The sequence below is a fragment of the Cyclobacterium plantarum genome (assembly GCF_011290685.1).
GTDB lineage: Bacteria > Bacteroidota > Bacteroidia > Cytophagales > Cyclobacteriaceae > Cyclobacterium > Cyclobacterium plantarum.
The window spans coordinates 111772-126624 of the sequence record NZ_JAANYN010000002.1; the positions used below are offsets into that span (position 1 = coordinate 111772).

Here is a 14853-nt window from a genome sequence, read left to right on the forward strand (position 1 = left end):
AAAAATGCATCGGAATATACAATACCTTTCTTTATTGCTCCTTTTGATATTGGGATCTTGTGATGGATTTTATGATTTTCCGGAACCAACTGATGCCAATCCCGATCCCGGACAGGCCGATTATAGCAAAGTTATTGCTATAGGCAGCTCGGTTACTGCCGGGGTAATGGATGGAGCTTTATACAATCGTGGTCAACAAAATTCATTTGTTGCTATTTTAGCAGAACAGCTCAAACAAGTCGGAGGAGGAGATTTTAACCTGCCTGATGTGAATGCAGAGGTAGGAGCTTATGTGTTGAGCCCTCCGGGTAGCAATATCGGAAGGCTGATACTTAGGGTGGATCCCAATTCAGGATCCGTAATCCCTGCCCCTATTGTCCCGGGAAACCCATTGCAACCCTTTGAAGGAAACCGTGCTGAGATCAATAACTTTGGGGTAAATGGAATGAATCTCGCAGCGGCATTATCCCCTCAAACAGGAAACATCAATGCCCCAGAGCATCCCCTATTTAACTTGCATTATGCACGTTTTGCCAGTAATCCGGGATCCTCTACATTGATTGGGGATGCTTCGGCCGCTTTGGCTGACGGAGGGACATTTTTTGTATTCTGGTTGGGAAAAAACGATGTTCTCCCCTACGCCCTTCAGGGAGGTGCCAATGACCTGTTGTTACCCAGTGATGAAGATTTTGAGCAACTTTACAATACGGCTCTGAACAGCATGCTACAGGCCAATACCCAGGCAAAAGGTGCCGTTGGAAATATCCCTGATTTGAATAGCCTTCCTTTTTTCAGCACCATTAGTTGGAATGCGTTGCCCCTGAACCAGGCTTTTGCCATTTTGGCAAATGGGGCCTTTGAAGATTACAATCTGGCACTAAATCAGGCGCAACAAGAAGGATTAATTTCAGCGGAAGAAACCAACCTACGCAGCATAAGCTTTCAGCCTGGTCTGAATGGGTTTGTCATGGAAGACAAAACCCTGACCGATCTCAGTGGTATGGGAATCCCGTCCATACGTCTGAGCCGGCAAAATGACAAAGTAGCTTTAACCCTGGCTACGGTGCTTGGCGAAACGGTAGGCGGTAACCAAACATCCATCATAGGAGTTACCGTTCCTGTAGGTGATGAGTTTGTACTTTTGCCTCAGGAACAGGAATTTTTGGAGGAAAAAATCAATACCTTTAATGGCATCATTCAAGCAGCAGTAGCTGCTCAAAGCGAAAGGTTGGTGCTTGTGGATGTCAACGACTTTTTAGACAAGGTAGCGTCTGGAAGCATCAATGCAGGATCGGTACCTTTGACCAATTCCATCATTCCTCCCAATGGCGGGTTTTCTGTGGATGGGGTGCATACCAATGCCAGGGCAAATGCATTTCTGGCCAATTACTTTATAGATGCGCTGCAAGCAAAGTGGGGAAGCAGCATTCCAAAAGTTAATCCAAATGCCTTTATCGGCAATGATCTTCCGAGGTAACCTGACAAACCCAATGGAAAATACAGCAGCCATTATCCTATCTGCGGGAAATTCCAGTAGGCTGGGAAAACCAAAGCAACTTCTGAAATATAAGGGAAAGACTTTAATTGAAAGGGCCATCCTAACTGCTCAAAATACAGGTTTCCATCCCATAATTGTGGTAACCGGTGCCTACAAAAATGAAATAGAGCAGCAAATCAGCCATTTAGGAACTGTGATCGTTGAGAATCCAGATTGGAAGCTGGGAATGGGCACTTCTGTGAGTCTTGGGATAAAAATGCTTCAAAAATCAGCGAAGGCGAAGCTGGCTCTCATTATGTTGTCCGATCAGCCTTTTGTTGAGAAAAAGCACCTGGATGAGCTGATAAGGGTAAAAAACCAGCATGAAAAGAAAATAGTTGCCTCCCTGTATAAAAACAGGCTTGGAGTCCCGGTCTTATTTGATCAAAGCTGTTTTGCCAGCCTTGAAAAACTTAAAGGGCCCGAAGGTGCCAGAAAAATCATCAATTCGGAAGACGATCATACTGCTTCGGTGCCATTTGACCTTGGAAATATCGACATTGATACCTTAAAAGACTATGAAGCTTTGCTGGCTGGTAATCTGGCCCATTTTGATTGATTCAGGCCCACTTTTTAATGGAATGGCCTTTAAAGGCATAAAACATCAGGTAAAGATAGCAGGGAACCAGTACCCAGTATGCTTCTCTTAGTCCAATTTCATCGGCAAAATAACCATAAATCATTGGCAAAATAGCATTTCCGCAAAGCCCCATTATCAAAATGGAAGCTCCCAGTTTGGTAAATTTGCCCAGACCATCCAAAGCCAGTGGCCAAATCCCTGCCCAAACTAATGAATTAGCCAATCCAAGGAGTACCACAAACCAAATGGAGATATCCACCTGCATGCCCAAAAAATCTACTCCTCCCTGTATCCATAAGATAGCAAAAGTAAAAATCAGGCCCATAGTGGTGAATGCTTTCAATACAGTGACCTGAGAAAGAAACCTGGGAATGACAATGATTCCGAAAATATAACCGGCAATCATCGCCGCAAGGGTGTAGGACGGAAAAACCTTGGCATCCAATAATGAGATATTCATAGAGATGGCGTAACTCATGATCGTATCGATGGCGATCACCTGTGTACCCACATGAAGGAAAATGGCCAGGGCTCCTAATATCAAGTGGGGAAACTGCAGGATATATGACTTATTGGCATTGGCCTTGGAAACTGTTTCCGTTTCATTCTCCGTATTGATCTCGGGTAAAGGTGAAATTCTGACCAAAATCCCCAAAATAACCAAGACTGTTCCCACGATGGCGTAGGGAATGATCACCCTACTGATCAACTCATCCAGGAATATGTTTTTTTCCAGTTCACCCATGGCTGGCAGCTGAGAGATGACCTCATCATCCGATACCCTTAGTATCACAGCAGCAAAAATCAAAGGAGCCAATATCCCGGCTCCCTTATTCAAAATGCCCATGATGCTGATCCGCTGCGCCGCACTTTCCTTTGGGCCAAGAATGGTTATGTAGGGGTTAGCTGCCGTTTGCAAAACCGCCAATCCTGCGCCTATCATAAACAGTCCCAAGAGGAATAATTCATAAGTTCTACCCATGGCAGCAGGTACGAAAACGAAAGCACCAAGAGCCATGACCCAAAAACCAACCATCATCCCTTTTTTAAATCCTACATTTTTCAACAAGTAAGAGGCTGGGACGGAGAAAATGAAGTAGGAAATATAAAATGCAAAAGCAACCAGATAAGACTGAAAATTATTCAGTTCACAGGCTATTTTAAAATAAGGAATCAAAATAGCATTGACCCAGGAAACAAATCCAAAAATAAAAAACAAACCACCAATTATGGCGATGGATATATAGGTTTGTTTTGGGTTTAATGAACCAATTTCAACGGTCTGGGTCTTCTGCATTTTCTATTCAAACGATCAATTAAAAGATACTTTTTGACTTAAAAGCGAGGCTGATGCTTCATCCAGGTAAAGGGCACAATCAGGATGCTGCTGAAGAATACTGGCCGGAAATTCAGGACTTACCTTATTTTCCAGGCAGGATTTTACAGCATGCGCCTTTCTTTCATCAGGAACAGAACAAATGATTTTGTTTGACTTCATGATTTGCTGGATAGACATACTGATGGCTTGCTTTGGCACTGCCTCCAGGTTAGGAAACCACCCTTCGCCCAATTGTTGTTTACGGCAGTCCTCATCGAGATCTACCACCAGATAAGGCACTTCAGTAGAGAAATTAGCAGGTGGGTCATTGAATGCCAAATGTCCGTTTTCTCCAATACCCACCAATGCCACATCTATGGGTTGTGCTAAAATCAGCTTTCCCAATCGCTCTGTTTCTTCTTGTGGATCTTTTTCTCCATCAATCAGGTGATAGGCCTTTAACTGCTTCACTTCATCCAAAAACCTTTCCTTAAGGTATTTCCGGAAACTGGCCGGATGGGTAATGGGCAATCCCAGATATTCATCCAGGTGAAACATGGTTACTTTGCTCCAATCTATTTCCTGATGGGTCAATAAAGTTTTGATCGTTTCAAATTGACTGGTTCCGGTGGCAAGAATAATATTGGCAGACCCTTTACTATTAATGGCTGCGAGGATGGCCTTAGCAGCATGGTCTCCTGCCAATTTACCCATTTCCAGCGGATTTTTTCGCTTATAAATTTTCATTCAAATGGTTTATTGATGATAATAAATCTTAAAAGTGGTGGAAAAAGGGGGCAAAAGCAAAATCTTTTTTAGGATTGGCTGGTTTTCCCTTCCAGACCTGTGTTCATCTCGTCAAAATATTGGTATTTCCGCCTTTGCTCAATTCCACATCTACAGGCTGATTGTTTCGCCAGGCACCTCTAGTAAAATCGGGTACATCAATGTTTTCACTTCTGTTGGCTACAGACCATTCACTCAAAGGGGCGATAGCGCTCCAGCTAGCAGCATCATAAACATCCATATCCAGAGGGATGCCATTTCTAAGGCAATCTATCAAACGCCAATCCATCAAAAAATCCATACCACCATGGCCGCCAATTTGTTTGGCAAATTCACCGATTTTTTTTACAATAGGAGGATAAAAACCCTCTTCCAATTCCTTCATGGCTTCTTCAGACAACCAGCCTTCATGACCGGTTGATATTTTGCCCGGTTCCGGATATTTTTGAGCATAGGCTTTTGTGCCACTGATGGTATGCAGCCTGGAATAAGGCCTGGGAGAAGTGACATCATGTTGCAACATAATGGTTCGTCCCCGATGCGTTTTAATGGTTGTGGTATTCATATTGCCCCGAAAGCTTTTTCCCGCAAGTTCCTTGTAAAAATCGTCCTCAGCGGCAAGTGCTTTGGCTTTTTCTCCCATCATGAAGTCATCGCTTGAAACGGCTACCAGATAATCCATTTGATCACCCCGGTTGATATTCATGATCTGGGCTACAGGGCCCAAACCATGGGTGGGGTAAAGGTTTCCGTTGCGCAGGTTTTGCTTTAGCCGCCACATATCGTAATACTTGGTCTTGGAAAAATTACCCTCCAAAATATCGTGGATATAGGCCCCTTCTCCGTGAATGATCTCCCCAAAATAACCTTGCCTGGCAAGATTTAGGGTGAGCAACTCAAAAAAATCGTAGCAGGTATTTTCCAGCATCATGCAATGCTTTCTGGTTTTTTCGGAAGTTTCTACCAGCTGCCAGCATTCATCCAGGCTTATGGCTGCAGGAACTTCCGTAGCCGCATGTTTGCCCTGCTCCATGGCATATACCGCCATAGGTGCATGCAGGTACCAGGGAGTAGCGATATAGATCAGGTCTAAATCCTCGGATTCACACATTTTCTTCCAGGCCTCTTCTGACCCGGTATAAACTGCAGGTTTATGGGGGGTATCTTTTATCCTATCCTTTACATGTGCTATTCTTTCCGGTCTGAGATCACACAAAGCTTTGATCTCTACCCCTTCGATTTTGCTCATTCGCACCACTGCTCCCGGCCCCCGGTTTCCAAGACCTACAAAACCTATCCTTACTTTTTCCAACGGCGGTGCTGCAAAACCACTCATATTGAAATTGGCTAAAGCCGCCCTTCTCTTCGTAGGGGCAGCCTTTACTTCTGAAGACCAGCCAGATAAACCCGCCAAGCCAAGCAAGCTTCCAACTTTTAGAAAATCTCTTCTATTCTTTTTCATCTTGATCATTAACACAAATTTACAAAAACCAACCATTGGCACTTCATACCAGTATCCAATGCAAGGAATAAAAATACTTTTTAAATTCAGAAAAATAAAATATATTGGAAGCAATCCTTTAAATCAAAGGAGATTTACAAGTAAAAACCCATTTTACCTAATATATTAATCATGAATAAAACCACTCAAGAAGGCCTCAAAAAAGATCCGGAACTGGAGTCCCCTATTTCTGCAGACCCGACAAAATCCAGGCGATTACTATCCATTGATGCCCTGAGAGGCTTTGATATGTTGCTGATTGCAGGAGGGGGTACATTTCTGGTCTTGTTAAAAGGTAAAACAGGAATAGCGGCGCTGGACTGGATAGCAGATCAACTTACCCATCCGGAGTGGAACGGTTTTACTTTTTATGATTTTATCTTTCCCTTATTTTTATTCATTGCCGGGGTGTCCCTGACTTTTTCATTAAATAAGGGCAGATCTATGGGTTTTTCGAAATTCAACCTCTACAGGAAAACATTTATCAGAATGCTGATTTTGATTTTATTAGGCATTCTCTATAAAAATGCCCCCATCCCATTTTTTGAACCGGATCAGATAAGGCTGGGCAGTGTACTGGGCAGGATTGGATTGGCCACTTTTGTATCTACCCTTTTGTTTTTAAACCTTGACTTTACCAAACGACTTGTCACAGGCCTGGGCATACTGTTGTTGTATTACGCGGCTTTATATTTAATCCCTGTACCTGGTTTTGGCGCAGGAGACCTGAGCATAGAAGGAAACCTGGTAGGCTGGTTTGACAGGACCTTCCTTCCGGGAAGAATGTTACAGGGGAACTATGACGAATTGGGAATTTTAACCCAAATACCAGCCTTATGCCTTACCCTTTTTGGCACACTGGCCGGGGAAATTCTGGGTAAAGCCTGGCTGGATAACCGAAAAATTAAATACCTTGCCCTGGCGGGAATTTTGGGAATCGCTGTCGGTTTACTTTGGAGCCTGCACTTCCCGATCAACAAACACCTTTGGACTAGCTCATTTATCCTTCTGACTTCAGGAATAGCGTTCTTGTTTCTATTGATGTTTTATTTGGTCATTGATGTTTGGAAAATCAGAAAATGGGCCTTTTTTTTCCAGGTTATTGGTCTGAATTCGCTCACGGTTTACTTTGCCTACAGCTTTATCAATTTCAATTACACCAGCACCAAGTTATTTGGTGGCCTATATGCTCCACTTCCAGAGGATTGGCATCCCGTATTTCAGGCATTTGGTGCATTTATGTTGGTTTGGATTTTTCTTTACATCCTTTATCGCCTTAAAATATTTGTTAAAGTGTAAGTAATTAAACCGCCTTTGCCATGGCGGAAGCTATTTGCATCAAGGCATGGGTCTCCTCATCGGAAAATTCGTATGGATCCTTTTTGGCTATGCCAAGTGTGCCATAGAGAACCCCATCCAGGAGCATAGGAGCGGTAATGGCTCCTTCCACTTTGGTGTCTTTGGCTCCAGGCCGTACGACTCCTGAGGCATCAGTTTGCAGGTTGCAAACCTGCACAGCTTCTTTTCTTTCGGCGGCAATACCCGCCATCCCTTTCCCCACAGGGATCTGGGACATTTTTGGCAATAAAAAATCCGGTATACCTACCTGGGCCTTTAATTCCAAAAGATCACTTTCTTTGCCCAGCACATGCACCGTGCCCGTTACACAATCAAATGCTGCAAGCGTTTCCTCCAACCAATGCTGCCAATCGGGATCAGGACTGGTTTTAATTAAATCTATGAGAGTTTTGGCCTTCATATATGACAAATTTCTTTGGTAAATAAATATCTGCTACAATAAGGAATTACTACTTACATTTTCAGGTTATATTTGCGACAAGAAAAAACAAAAATCCGGCAAATGCAATTGTTTTTTGAAGAACACATCAGTGGAGAATCTTTTGAGTTGGAAGGAAAGGAATCCAATCATTTGGTAAAGGTTTTAAGAAAAAATATTGGGGATACAGTCCTTTTCACCAATGGCAAGGGGTCATTCTTTACTTGTATGGTTGAGGACAACCATCCCAAGAGATGTAAATTAAAGATTATCGCCCAGGATTTCTCCCCTTTGGAAAAATTCCATATTCATTTGGCCATAGCTCCAACAAAGAATCTGGATCGCATGGAGTGGATGCTTGAAAAAATCACAGAGATGGGCTTCAATGAGATTACCTTTCTCAAAACCAACCACATTGAAAGAAGCCAGGTCAATTTTGATCGCCTGACCAAAAAACTGATTGCTGCCTGCAAGCAAAGCTTTAAAGCATGGCTGCCTGTATTGAATGAAATCACTGAATTTGAAGATTTTATTTCAGACAACGCTTTTACCAACCACGAACGTTACATCGCCTACCTGGACAAGGAAAACACCAAACATTTATTCCAATTGGCCAAACCCAATCAATCCTATCTGGTTTTGGTTGGCCCGGAGGGTGATTTCAGTCCAGGCGAAGTAGCTATGGCCCTGGAAAAAGGCTTTAAACCTTGTTCGCTGGGCAAACATCGCTTGAGAACAGAAACAGCGGGACTAGCTGTCGTGCATACCCTTAATTTACTTCATGTTTAAAACTAAATTCAGTTTTCTGGCAAACGGATCTCCCTGGAGCTATCATTGCCCAAAAAAGGCATCATAGTAGGCAAGGGCCTTATCAAGGTCTTCAGGTACATCGATGGCCACGGCCTGGTGATTGGTCTTCACCATTTTGATCTTATATCCATTTTCGAGCAACCTCAACTGTTCCAACATTTCTGTTTTTTCCAATGTGGATTTCTCCCACCCCGTGAATGCCATTAACAATTCCTTTTTATAGGCATAAATCCCAATATGCCTGTAATATTCAGGGGTGCTGTTTTCATTTCGTTGAAAAGGAATTGCTGATCGACTGAAATAAAGGGAAAAATTATTTGCATCAACCACCACCTTGACGATGTTTGTGTTTTGAATGAGCTCATGCCCTTTAATTGAACTCATCAATGAGGCTACTTTTACCTGGGGATCAGCGAAAACGGCTATTAAATCCGAAAGAGAACTTTTGTCTTGAAAGGGTTCATCACCCTGAACGTTTACAATGATATCTGCCTCAATGGATTCTGCTGCTTCGGCAATCCTATCCGAACCACTTTCATGCTCTTTTCGGCTAAAAAACACTTTACCACCTTCATTTTCTATCGCCCTGGCAATGTCTTTATGATCAGTTACCACCATGACCTCATCAAAAACACCGGTTGCCAGGGTGCTGAGATAGGTTCTTGCAATCAAAGGTTTTCCCCTTAAATCTGACAAAAGCTTGGCCGGGAACCTGGTAGCCCCAAATCTTGCAGGAATTAATGCAATGGTCTTCATTTATTGGAAATACTGTTTTAACTTTAACGGTTACCAGCTTCAATCGAAAAATTGGTTTTGTTCTTCCGGAAGCCGTAAAATATTGAGTTGTAAAACTAATGAAAATTACTTCAAAATAGGGAAATAAGCTTTGGTATTACCGGAATGTACCCAAGCTGCTAAAAAATGTCTTATGAAAAATCATGTAAATAGCCTTTGGCTGATGTCCTTGCTCCTGGTGTTATCCTTCCAACCAACTTTTGGGCAGGAGCAAGCCGATTATGTGGTACAAAATTACGAGAAAAAAGAATATACAATCCCCATGCGGGATGGCACCCAGCTGCATACGGTGGTTTACAGCCCCCTGGATACATCCAGAACTTATCCGATGTTAATGCAAAGAACCCCTTACAGTGCAGGACCTTACGGAGAGGGAAACCTGAAAAACAGCCTGGGGCCGTCCCCTTTTCTAATGGAAGACGGGTATATATTTGTCTATCAGGACGTTCGTGGAAGGTGGATGTCTGAAGGAAGCTATGACAACATGCGGCCCACATTAACCGAAAGAAGTGGTGATCCGCAAGATATCGACGAAAGTACAGATACCTATGATACCATAGAATGGTTGTTGGCCAATGTGGACAACCACAATGGCAAAGTGGGTCAATGGGGCATCAGTTACCCCGGATTTTACAGTGCTGCGGCCTTGCCCTATGCCCATCCCAGTCTTAAGGCTGTATCTCCCCAGGCACCAATAGGAGACTTCTATTTTGATGATTTTCACCATAATGGCGCTTATTTCCTAAGTTATTGGTTGGCCACTTCCGTATTTGGTTATCAAAAGGAAGAGCCGACGACAGAAGCCTGGTACGACATGGTCAATCCCGGTACCAATGATGGCTATCAATTTTTCATGGACATGGGACCATTAAAGAATGCTGACAAATACTATGGTGCCGACAATTTCTTTTGGCAGCAATTGAAGAACAATCCCGACTACAATGAATTCTGGCAAAAAAGGAGCATTATTCCGCATTTGAACGATGTCTCACCCGCTGTGATGGTCGTTGGAGGCTGGTTTGATGCAGAAGATTTATATGGGCCATTGACAATTTACAAGACCATAGAAAAAAATAATCCCGATACTTACAACAGCCTGGTAATGGGTCCCTGGTCGCACGGGGACTGGTCAAGAGAAACGGGTCCGCAAGTAATATCCAACATGTATTTTGGGGATTCCATCTCCACCTGGTACCAAAAAGAAGTGGAACGGAAATTTTTCCATCATTTTCTTAAAGCCGAATCAACAGGTAAGCCAGGCTTGCCCGAAGCGTACATGTTTGATACGGGATTGAATAAATGGGAAGCCTTTCAGGAATGGCCTCCAAAGGAAAGTGAGTGGAAAAGCTTTTACTTTCAGGAAAAAGGAGGGCTTTCACCTGAAAAACCAACGGGAAACAGGTTTTCATCTTTTGAATCAGACCCTGCCAATCCCGTACCTTACAGCCAGGATATCAAAATTACATTTACCCCCAGGAAATACATGGCCGACGACCAGCGCTTTGCGGCAAGGAGACCCGATGTATTGACCTTCGAAACCCCGGTGCTCGAAGAAGACCTGACACTTGCAGGAGAAATCATGGCCCAATTAAAAGTCGCCACCTCCCAGACAGATGCTGATTGGGTTGTGAAGCTCATTGATGTTTTTCCGGGAGATCATCCCAACCACCCATATGTCCTGGATGGAGTAGACATGGGAAATTACCACCTAATGGTACGATCGGAGGTAATCAGAGGCAGGTACAGGGATAGTTTTGAAAAACCAAGCCCCTTTATTCCCGACCAAATTACCGATGTAGACTTTCAATTACAGGATGTTTATCATACCTTTAAGAAAGGGCACAAAATACAGATACAGGTTCAAAGTACCTGGTTTCCATTAATAGACAGAAATCCTCAGAAATATGTGGAGAATATCTTTGAAGCCTCAGAAGAAGATTTTGTGAAGGCTTTGCATAAAGTATTTCACACGGAAAATTTTCCGAGCAAAATAAATGTTATGGTATTACCAAAAGAATAATATAAACGAAAAGTATATGAAAACCAAAGAAAAAGAAATAGTAACCTTAAAAAGGTCACTGCTCATGGATACGGAAAATAAACTCAACAAGCAGGTAGAAATGGAGGGAAAATCTTCCGCTTATTATCTTTCTATGGCTTCATGGGCTGAAATGCAGGGTTTTTCCAATTCTGCCAGCTTTCTCTATGACCATGCGGAAGAAGAGCGGGGTCACATGTTAAAATTGTTCCGGTATATCAACGAGGCAGGAGGACATGCCATCCAACCAGAAATCACCAATATCCGGCAACATTTTAATTCTCTCAGGGAGGTCTTTGAACTTATCCTGGAGCATGAAATTGCAGTGACGAAATCCATCAATAGCATCGTAGACCATTGTTTCAATGTAAAAGATTTTGCAACCTTTAGCTTTATGCAATGGTTTGTTACCGAGCAAAGGGAAGAAGAGACATTAGCCAGAAGAGCCCTGGAGATTTTTGAAATCATAGGGGAAGAAGGCATTGGACTTTGGACAATTGATCAGGAAATGGGTAAATTGCATTCTGCCACAGCAACCAAGGAATAGCACAAAAATTATTCTCTCAACAGAAACCCTTCAAGATCAAATTTCTTGAAGGGTTTTTTTATTAAGGAACATCCTCTAATCGAGAATTGGTTTATGGCTTAATTTTTGAGTAATTTATTTTATTCTTATCAATTAATCCTTATATTTCCTTTGACAATAAACCCTACACTCATGAAAAAATTATTTTCCATTTGGATGGTTTTATTTTTCCTAATAGCAGGCTTGGGTTTTTCCCAGATTCCCGATACCATTGAAGTAGAACCTTTTCCTGAAAAATCGAAAAAAACAACCTCTCAGAAAGAACTGGAGGGTTTGTGGGAATTGAGCTATATCTATGACAAATTCAAGCCATTTGATGAGCTCTTTCCCGATAAAAAACCTACCCTTTACTTTGACACGGTCAATAAAACAGCCTTTGGCCACACGGGTTGTAATATTTTTAGCATCCTCACCTACCTGGAAGGAAACGGTATTGATGTGCTGGGGTTCATGGGAATGACAGAAAAGTTGTGTGAAGGAAATGGGGAAGACATTTTTCTTACCGTCTTAAAATCAGCTCATACTTTTGAAATAGATGAGGAAGGAACACTTTCCTTTTCCTGCGGTAATTTAGAAATCATGAAAATGAAAAAACTGGAGAATGATAATAACAATCCCTTTGAAATACCAAAGATTATGGCCTGGATTCCAGTTGGATTTTAACCTAAATCTGAAAGATTAACGCCTACCCTATTTTTTTCAGGTCTGAACCAATACATCATTATTATTTTTCAGTTCTATTTAAATCCCATTTTCCAAGGATTTAGCCTTCAATACCAGGTTAGTCCTGAATTCATACAAACTGGCCTCCAGGCCCACGGGATAAATATGTGGATTGATCAATCTTTTGTGTGTTTTATCAAAAGCAGCCAACCTGTCCTGAGTTCTTTGCCTGATTTGATGAATAGTCGGTCTGTGATATACTTTTTCTCCTTTTGAAAAAATAGGTTTAAGCAAAATCTCAGCTTCCGCATTCTCCACAGCTATTTTTTTTCTCCTGGTTGGATCGTTTGGATCGATGATCGTAACTTTGTGTCCCTGGTCTACCCCTTCCAAATAAATCATGTCCGCAATGGCTTTTCCCTGTGCGGTGAACCTCAATACATTATGATAACCGGGGATATTTATTTTTATCGATTGCTGGGACAACTTGATCTTCGGAATCCATTCCTGATCAGCATTTTTCAAGGCAGAAAGCTTGTATACAGCCCCCAGGGCAGGCTGATCGAAAGCGGTCACCAACTTGGTACCTACGCCCCAGATGTCTATAGCCGCTTCCTGCATTTTAAGTGAGGTAATGATGTGTTCATCCAGATCATTGCTTGCTACTATTTTCACTTCGGGGAATCCAGACTTATCCAACATTTCCCTGGCCATAATACTGAAATAGGCCAAATCTCCTGAATCAATACGAATCCCCTTCAGTTGTCTTCCCTTTTCTCTCAACCTTTGGGCAATGACTATGGCATTCCTTACACCCTGTGTAATGTCATAAGTGTCTACCAACAATATGGTATCGTCGGGAAAGGTGGCTGCATATGCTTCGAAAGCTTCCATTTCATTGTCGAATGACATGATCCAACTATGGGCATGGGTGCCAGAAACCGGAATATCAAAAAGTTTACCTGCCATTACATTGGAGGTAGAGGAACAACCTCCTATGTAAGAAGCCCTGCTTGCAGCCAGGGCCCCATCTATGCCCTGAGCTCTCCTTAATCCAAATTCCATCACCGGATCCCCGTTGGCAGCCAGTACAATCCTTGCCGCTTTTGTGGCAATTAAAGTCTGGAAATTAATGATATTCAGTAATGGTGTTTCCAGAAGTTGGCACTGGATCAATGGTCCCTTTACCCTAACAATAGGCATATTGGGAAAAACCACCTCACCTTCCTCAACCGCATCTACATCACAACTAAAAGTAAGGTTTTTTAAATAGGTAATAAATTCAGGATCGAATTCCTTATTTCCTTTGGCATCCTTCATATCTGCCAGGTAAGCCAGATCTTGATCCGTAAACTTCATGTTTCGGCAATAATCAATGACATAATCCAATCCTGCGGCAATGGTAAAACCACTTTGAAAGGGATTTTTCCTGAAAAAAAGATTGAAAACTGCTTCTTCCTCTGCTTTTCCCGATTTCCAATAGGCATATGCCATGGTAAACTGGTAAAAATCAGTCAACAAGGTCAGTGAACTTTGGTAAAGATCTTTTGTGATTTTCATAAAAGTAGTATTGTGAAGCCCAAATTTACAGGTTTCAACGGCTTAATCCATCATTTAACCCTTAATTTATCCTACCTCTTCTCGAATTGAACAAATTCATGATCACTCCTGAAAGTACCAGTAACATGCCAGCATATGTCCAGATATTGTAGGTTTCATTGAAAAGAACAAAACCAAAACCCAGGGCATAGATGATCCCAATGTAATTCAAGCTGGCCACTTTGGCCAAATTGGCATTTTGATAGGCCATGGTCATGAAATATTGCGCAAATTGGGTCAAGATGCCAATTAAAAGCAACAACAGCCAATCCCAACCTTCAGGTGTAATCCAAAAATAATAGCTCAATACACCGGCAATGGGAATGGTCACTAGGGGGAAATAAAAAACGATAACCAGAGGATGTTCGGTATTTTTTAATTTTCTGATCACATTATATGCCAGGCCTGAGAACAGGGCCGAGGTCACTCCAATGCCCAAAAATAATGGATCAATCCGGGAGTCAAATCCTTCAATCATCAGTACCCCTGAAAAAGCAATGGCAAAGTAAAAAAACTGAATGGGTCTTACTTTTTCATTAACTATAAAAATCCCTAAAATACTGGTGAAAATTGGACCTAAATATTGAATGGTTACGGCACTGGCCAGTGGGATGTTCTGCAGGGTATAAAAAAATGTAATCAGTCCTATGGACCCCACTACTCCTCTCGTGATCAATAATTTTTTATTGTTGCCCAAAACGGGTACCCCTTGTCTTTTTAAAATCAAAAAACTGAAAATAAAGCTGAAAACAGATCTGAAAAGTATGATTTCGATGGCGGGAATATGAGGTAAGAACTTGACCGTCACATTCATAAGGGCGAAAAAAAAACTTGCCAACAACATGTGTCGGACACTTTCATTA

Annotated in this window: 14 protein-coding genes; 7 read left to right on the forward strand and 7 right to left on the reverse strand. The window is 42.2% G+C overall.

Translation table 11 applies throughout. From position 1 onward, the window contains the following. Positions 1-4: 4 nt before the first annotated feature. Positions 5-1477, forward strand: coding sequence for a hypothetical protein (locus G9Q97_RS04565; RefSeq protein ID WP_166143626.1), 1473 nt, complete (start codon positions 5-7; stop codon positions 1475-1477). Between the two features lie 13 nt (positions 1478-1490). Beyond that, on the forward strand, positions 1491-2096 hold the full coding sequence (locus G9Q97_RS04570) for a nucleotidyltransferase family protein (protein WP_166143628.1): 606 nt from the start codon (positions 1491-1493) through the stop codon (positions 2094-2096). Position 2097: 1 nt separating this feature from the next. Here the strand turns inward: G9Q97_RS04570 and G9Q97_RS04575 are convergent, their stop codons facing one another. From G9Q97_RS04575 to G9Q97_RS04585, 3 genes are all read right to left on the reverse strand, one after another. After that, the gene (locus tag G9Q97_RS04575; RefSeq protein WP_166143630.1) at positions 2098-3414 is read right to left on the reverse strand and encodes a sugar MFS transporter; all 1317 of its coding nucleotides are present in this window, start codon (positions 3412-3414) and stop codon (positions 2098-2100) included. A 15-nt stretch (positions 3415-3429) separates the two neighbouring features. After that, positions 3430-4182: a glucosamine-6-phosphate deaminase gene (locus G9Q97_RS04580; protein ID WP_166143631.1), complete on the reverse strand. Its 753-nt coding sequence runs from the start codon at positions 4180-4182 to the stop codon at positions 3430-3432. Positions 4183-4285: 103 nt separating this feature from the next. Beyond that, positions 4286-5683: a Gfo/Idh/MocA family protein gene (locus G9Q97_RS04585; protein WP_166143633.1), complete on the reverse strand. Its 1398-nt coding sequence runs from the start codon at positions 5681-5683 to the stop codon at positions 4286-4288. 171 nt (positions 5684-5854) lie between these two features. On the opposite strand from G9Q97_RS04585, the gene G9Q97_RS04590 reads away from it, so the two are divergent. Next, positions 5855-7021 (forward strand): acyltransferase family protein, encoded by a 1167-nt coding sequence (locus tag G9Q97_RS04590; protein ID WP_166143635.1) that lies wholly within the window; start codon positions 5855-5857, stop codon positions 7019-7021. A gap of 4 nt (positions 7022-7025) precedes the next feature. Here G9Q97_RS04590 and G9Q97_RS04595 read toward each other — a convergent pair whose 3' ends face one another. Next, positions 7026-7481 (reverse strand): GAF domain-containing protein, encoded by a 456-nt coding sequence (locus G9Q97_RS04595; RefSeq protein ID WP_166143637.1) that lies wholly within the window; start codon positions 7479-7481, stop codon positions 7026-7028. A 102-nt stretch (positions 7482-7583) separates the two neighbouring features. Between G9Q97_RS04595 and G9Q97_RS04600 the strand changes: the two genes are divergently transcribed. Then, positions 7584-8288, forward strand: coding sequence for a 16S rRNA (uracil(1498)-N(3))-methyltransferase (locus tag G9Q97_RS04600; RefSeq protein ID WP_166143639.1), 705 nt, complete (start codon positions 7584-7586; stop codon positions 8286-8288). 42 nt (positions 8289-8330) lie between these two features. On the opposite strand, the gene kdsB is transcribed toward G9Q97_RS04600, so the two are convergent. Further along, a complete protein-coding gene (kdsB, locus tag G9Q97_RS04605) occupies positions 8331-9065 on the reverse strand; it encodes a 3-deoxy-manno-octulosonate cytidylyltransferase (RefSeq protein WP_166143641.1) in 735 nt (244 codons plus the stop codon). A gap of 172 nt (positions 9066-9237) precedes the next feature. Here kdsB and G9Q97_RS04610 point away from each other — a divergent pair, with 172 nt between their 5' ends. From G9Q97_RS04610 to G9Q97_RS04620, 3 genes are all read left to right on the forward strand, one after another. After that, a complete protein-coding gene (locus G9Q97_RS04610; RefSeq protein ID WP_166143643.1) occupies positions 9238-11124 on the forward strand; it encodes a CocE/NonD family hydrolase in 1887 nt (628 codons plus the stop codon). 16 nt (positions 11125-11140) lie between these two features. Further along, complete coding sequence (locus G9Q97_RS04615) at positions 11141-11689, forward strand: ferritin (protein ID WP_166143645.1); 549 nt, start codon at positions 11141-11143, stop codon at positions 11687-11689. A 171-nt stretch (positions 11690-11860) separates the two neighbouring features. Then, positions 11861-12391 carry an META domain-containing protein gene (locus G9Q97_RS04620; RefSeq protein WP_166143647.1) on the forward strand — a complete coding sequence of 177 codons (531 nt, stop codon included), beginning with the start codon at positions 11861-11863 and terminating at the stop codon, positions 12389-12391. A gap of 78 nt (positions 12392-12469) precedes the next feature. Here G9Q97_RS04620 and G9Q97_RS04625 read toward each other — a convergent pair whose 3' ends face one another. Further along, a complete protein-coding gene (locus tag G9Q97_RS04625) occupies positions 12470-13951 on the reverse strand; it encodes a nicotinate phosphoribosyltransferase (protein WP_166143649.1) in 1482 nt (493 codons plus the stop codon). A 61-nt stretch (positions 13952-14012) separates the two neighbouring features. Next, positions 14013-14834, reverse strand: a complete 822-nt coding sequence (locus tag G9Q97_RS04630) for a DMT family transporter (protein ID WP_166145146.1) — start codon at positions 14832-14834, stop codon at positions 14013-14015. Positions 14835-14853: the final 19 nt, after the last annotated feature.

Excerpts from the sequence above, each read along its gene's own strand:
- G9Q97_RS04620 (WP_166143647.1), top strand. The coding sequence starts at position 11,861 with ATGAAAAAATTATTTTCCATTTGGATGGTTTTATTTTTCCTAATAGCA.
- G9Q97_RS04610 (WP_166143643.1), top strand. The coding sequence starts at position 9,238 with ATGAAAAATCATGTAAATAGCCTTTGGCTGATGTCCTTGCTCCTGGTG.
- G9Q97_RS04590 (WP_166143635.1), top strand. The coding sequence starts at position 5,855 with ATGAATAAAACCACTCAAGAAGGCCTCAAAAAAGATCCGGAACTGGAG.
- kdsB (WP_166143641.1), bottom strand. The coding sequence starts at position 9,065 with ATGAAGACCATTGCATTAATTCCTGCAAGATTTGGGGCTACCAGGTTC.
- G9Q97_RS04585 (WP_166143633.1), bottom strand. The coding sequence starts at position 5,683 with ATGAAAAAGAATAGAAGAGATTTTCTAAAAGTTGGAAGCTTGCTTGGC.
- G9Q97_RS04615 (WP_166143645.1), top strand. The coding sequence starts at position 11,141 with ATGAAAACCAAAGAAAAAGAAATAGTAACCTTAAAAAGGTCACTGCTC.
- G9Q97_RS04625 (WP_166143649.1), bottom strand. The coding sequence starts at position 13,951 with ATGAAAATCACAAAAGATCTTTACCAAAGTTCACTGACCTTGTTGACT.
- G9Q97_RS04565 (WP_166143626.1), top strand. The coding sequence starts at position 5 with ATGCATCGGAATATACAATACCTTTCTTTATTGCTCCTTTTGATATTG.
- G9Q97_RS04595 (WP_166143637.1), bottom strand. The coding sequence starts at position 7,481 with ATGAAGGCCAAAACTCTCATAGATTTAATTAAAACCAGTCCTGATCCC.
- G9Q97_RS04575 (WP_166143630.1), bottom strand. The coding sequence starts at position 3,414 with ATGCAGAAGACCCAGACCGTTGAAATTGGTTCATTAAACCCAAAACAA.
- G9Q97_RS04580 (WP_166143631.1), bottom strand. The coding sequence starts at position 4,182 with ATGAAAATTTATAAGCGAAAAAATCCGCTGGAAATGGGTAAATTGGCA.
- G9Q97_RS04570 (WP_166143628.1), top strand. The coding sequence starts at position 1,491 with ATGGAAAATACAGCAGCCATTATCCTATCTGCGGGAAATTCCAGTAGG.
- G9Q97_RS04630 (WP_166145146.1), bottom strand. The coding sequence starts at position 14,834 with ATGTTGTTGGCAAGTTTTTTTTTCGCCCTTATGAATGTGACGGTCAAG.
- G9Q97_RS04600 (WP_166143639.1), top strand. The coding sequence starts at position 7,584 with ATGCAATTGTTTTTTGAAGAACACATCAGTGGAGAATCTTTTGAGTTG.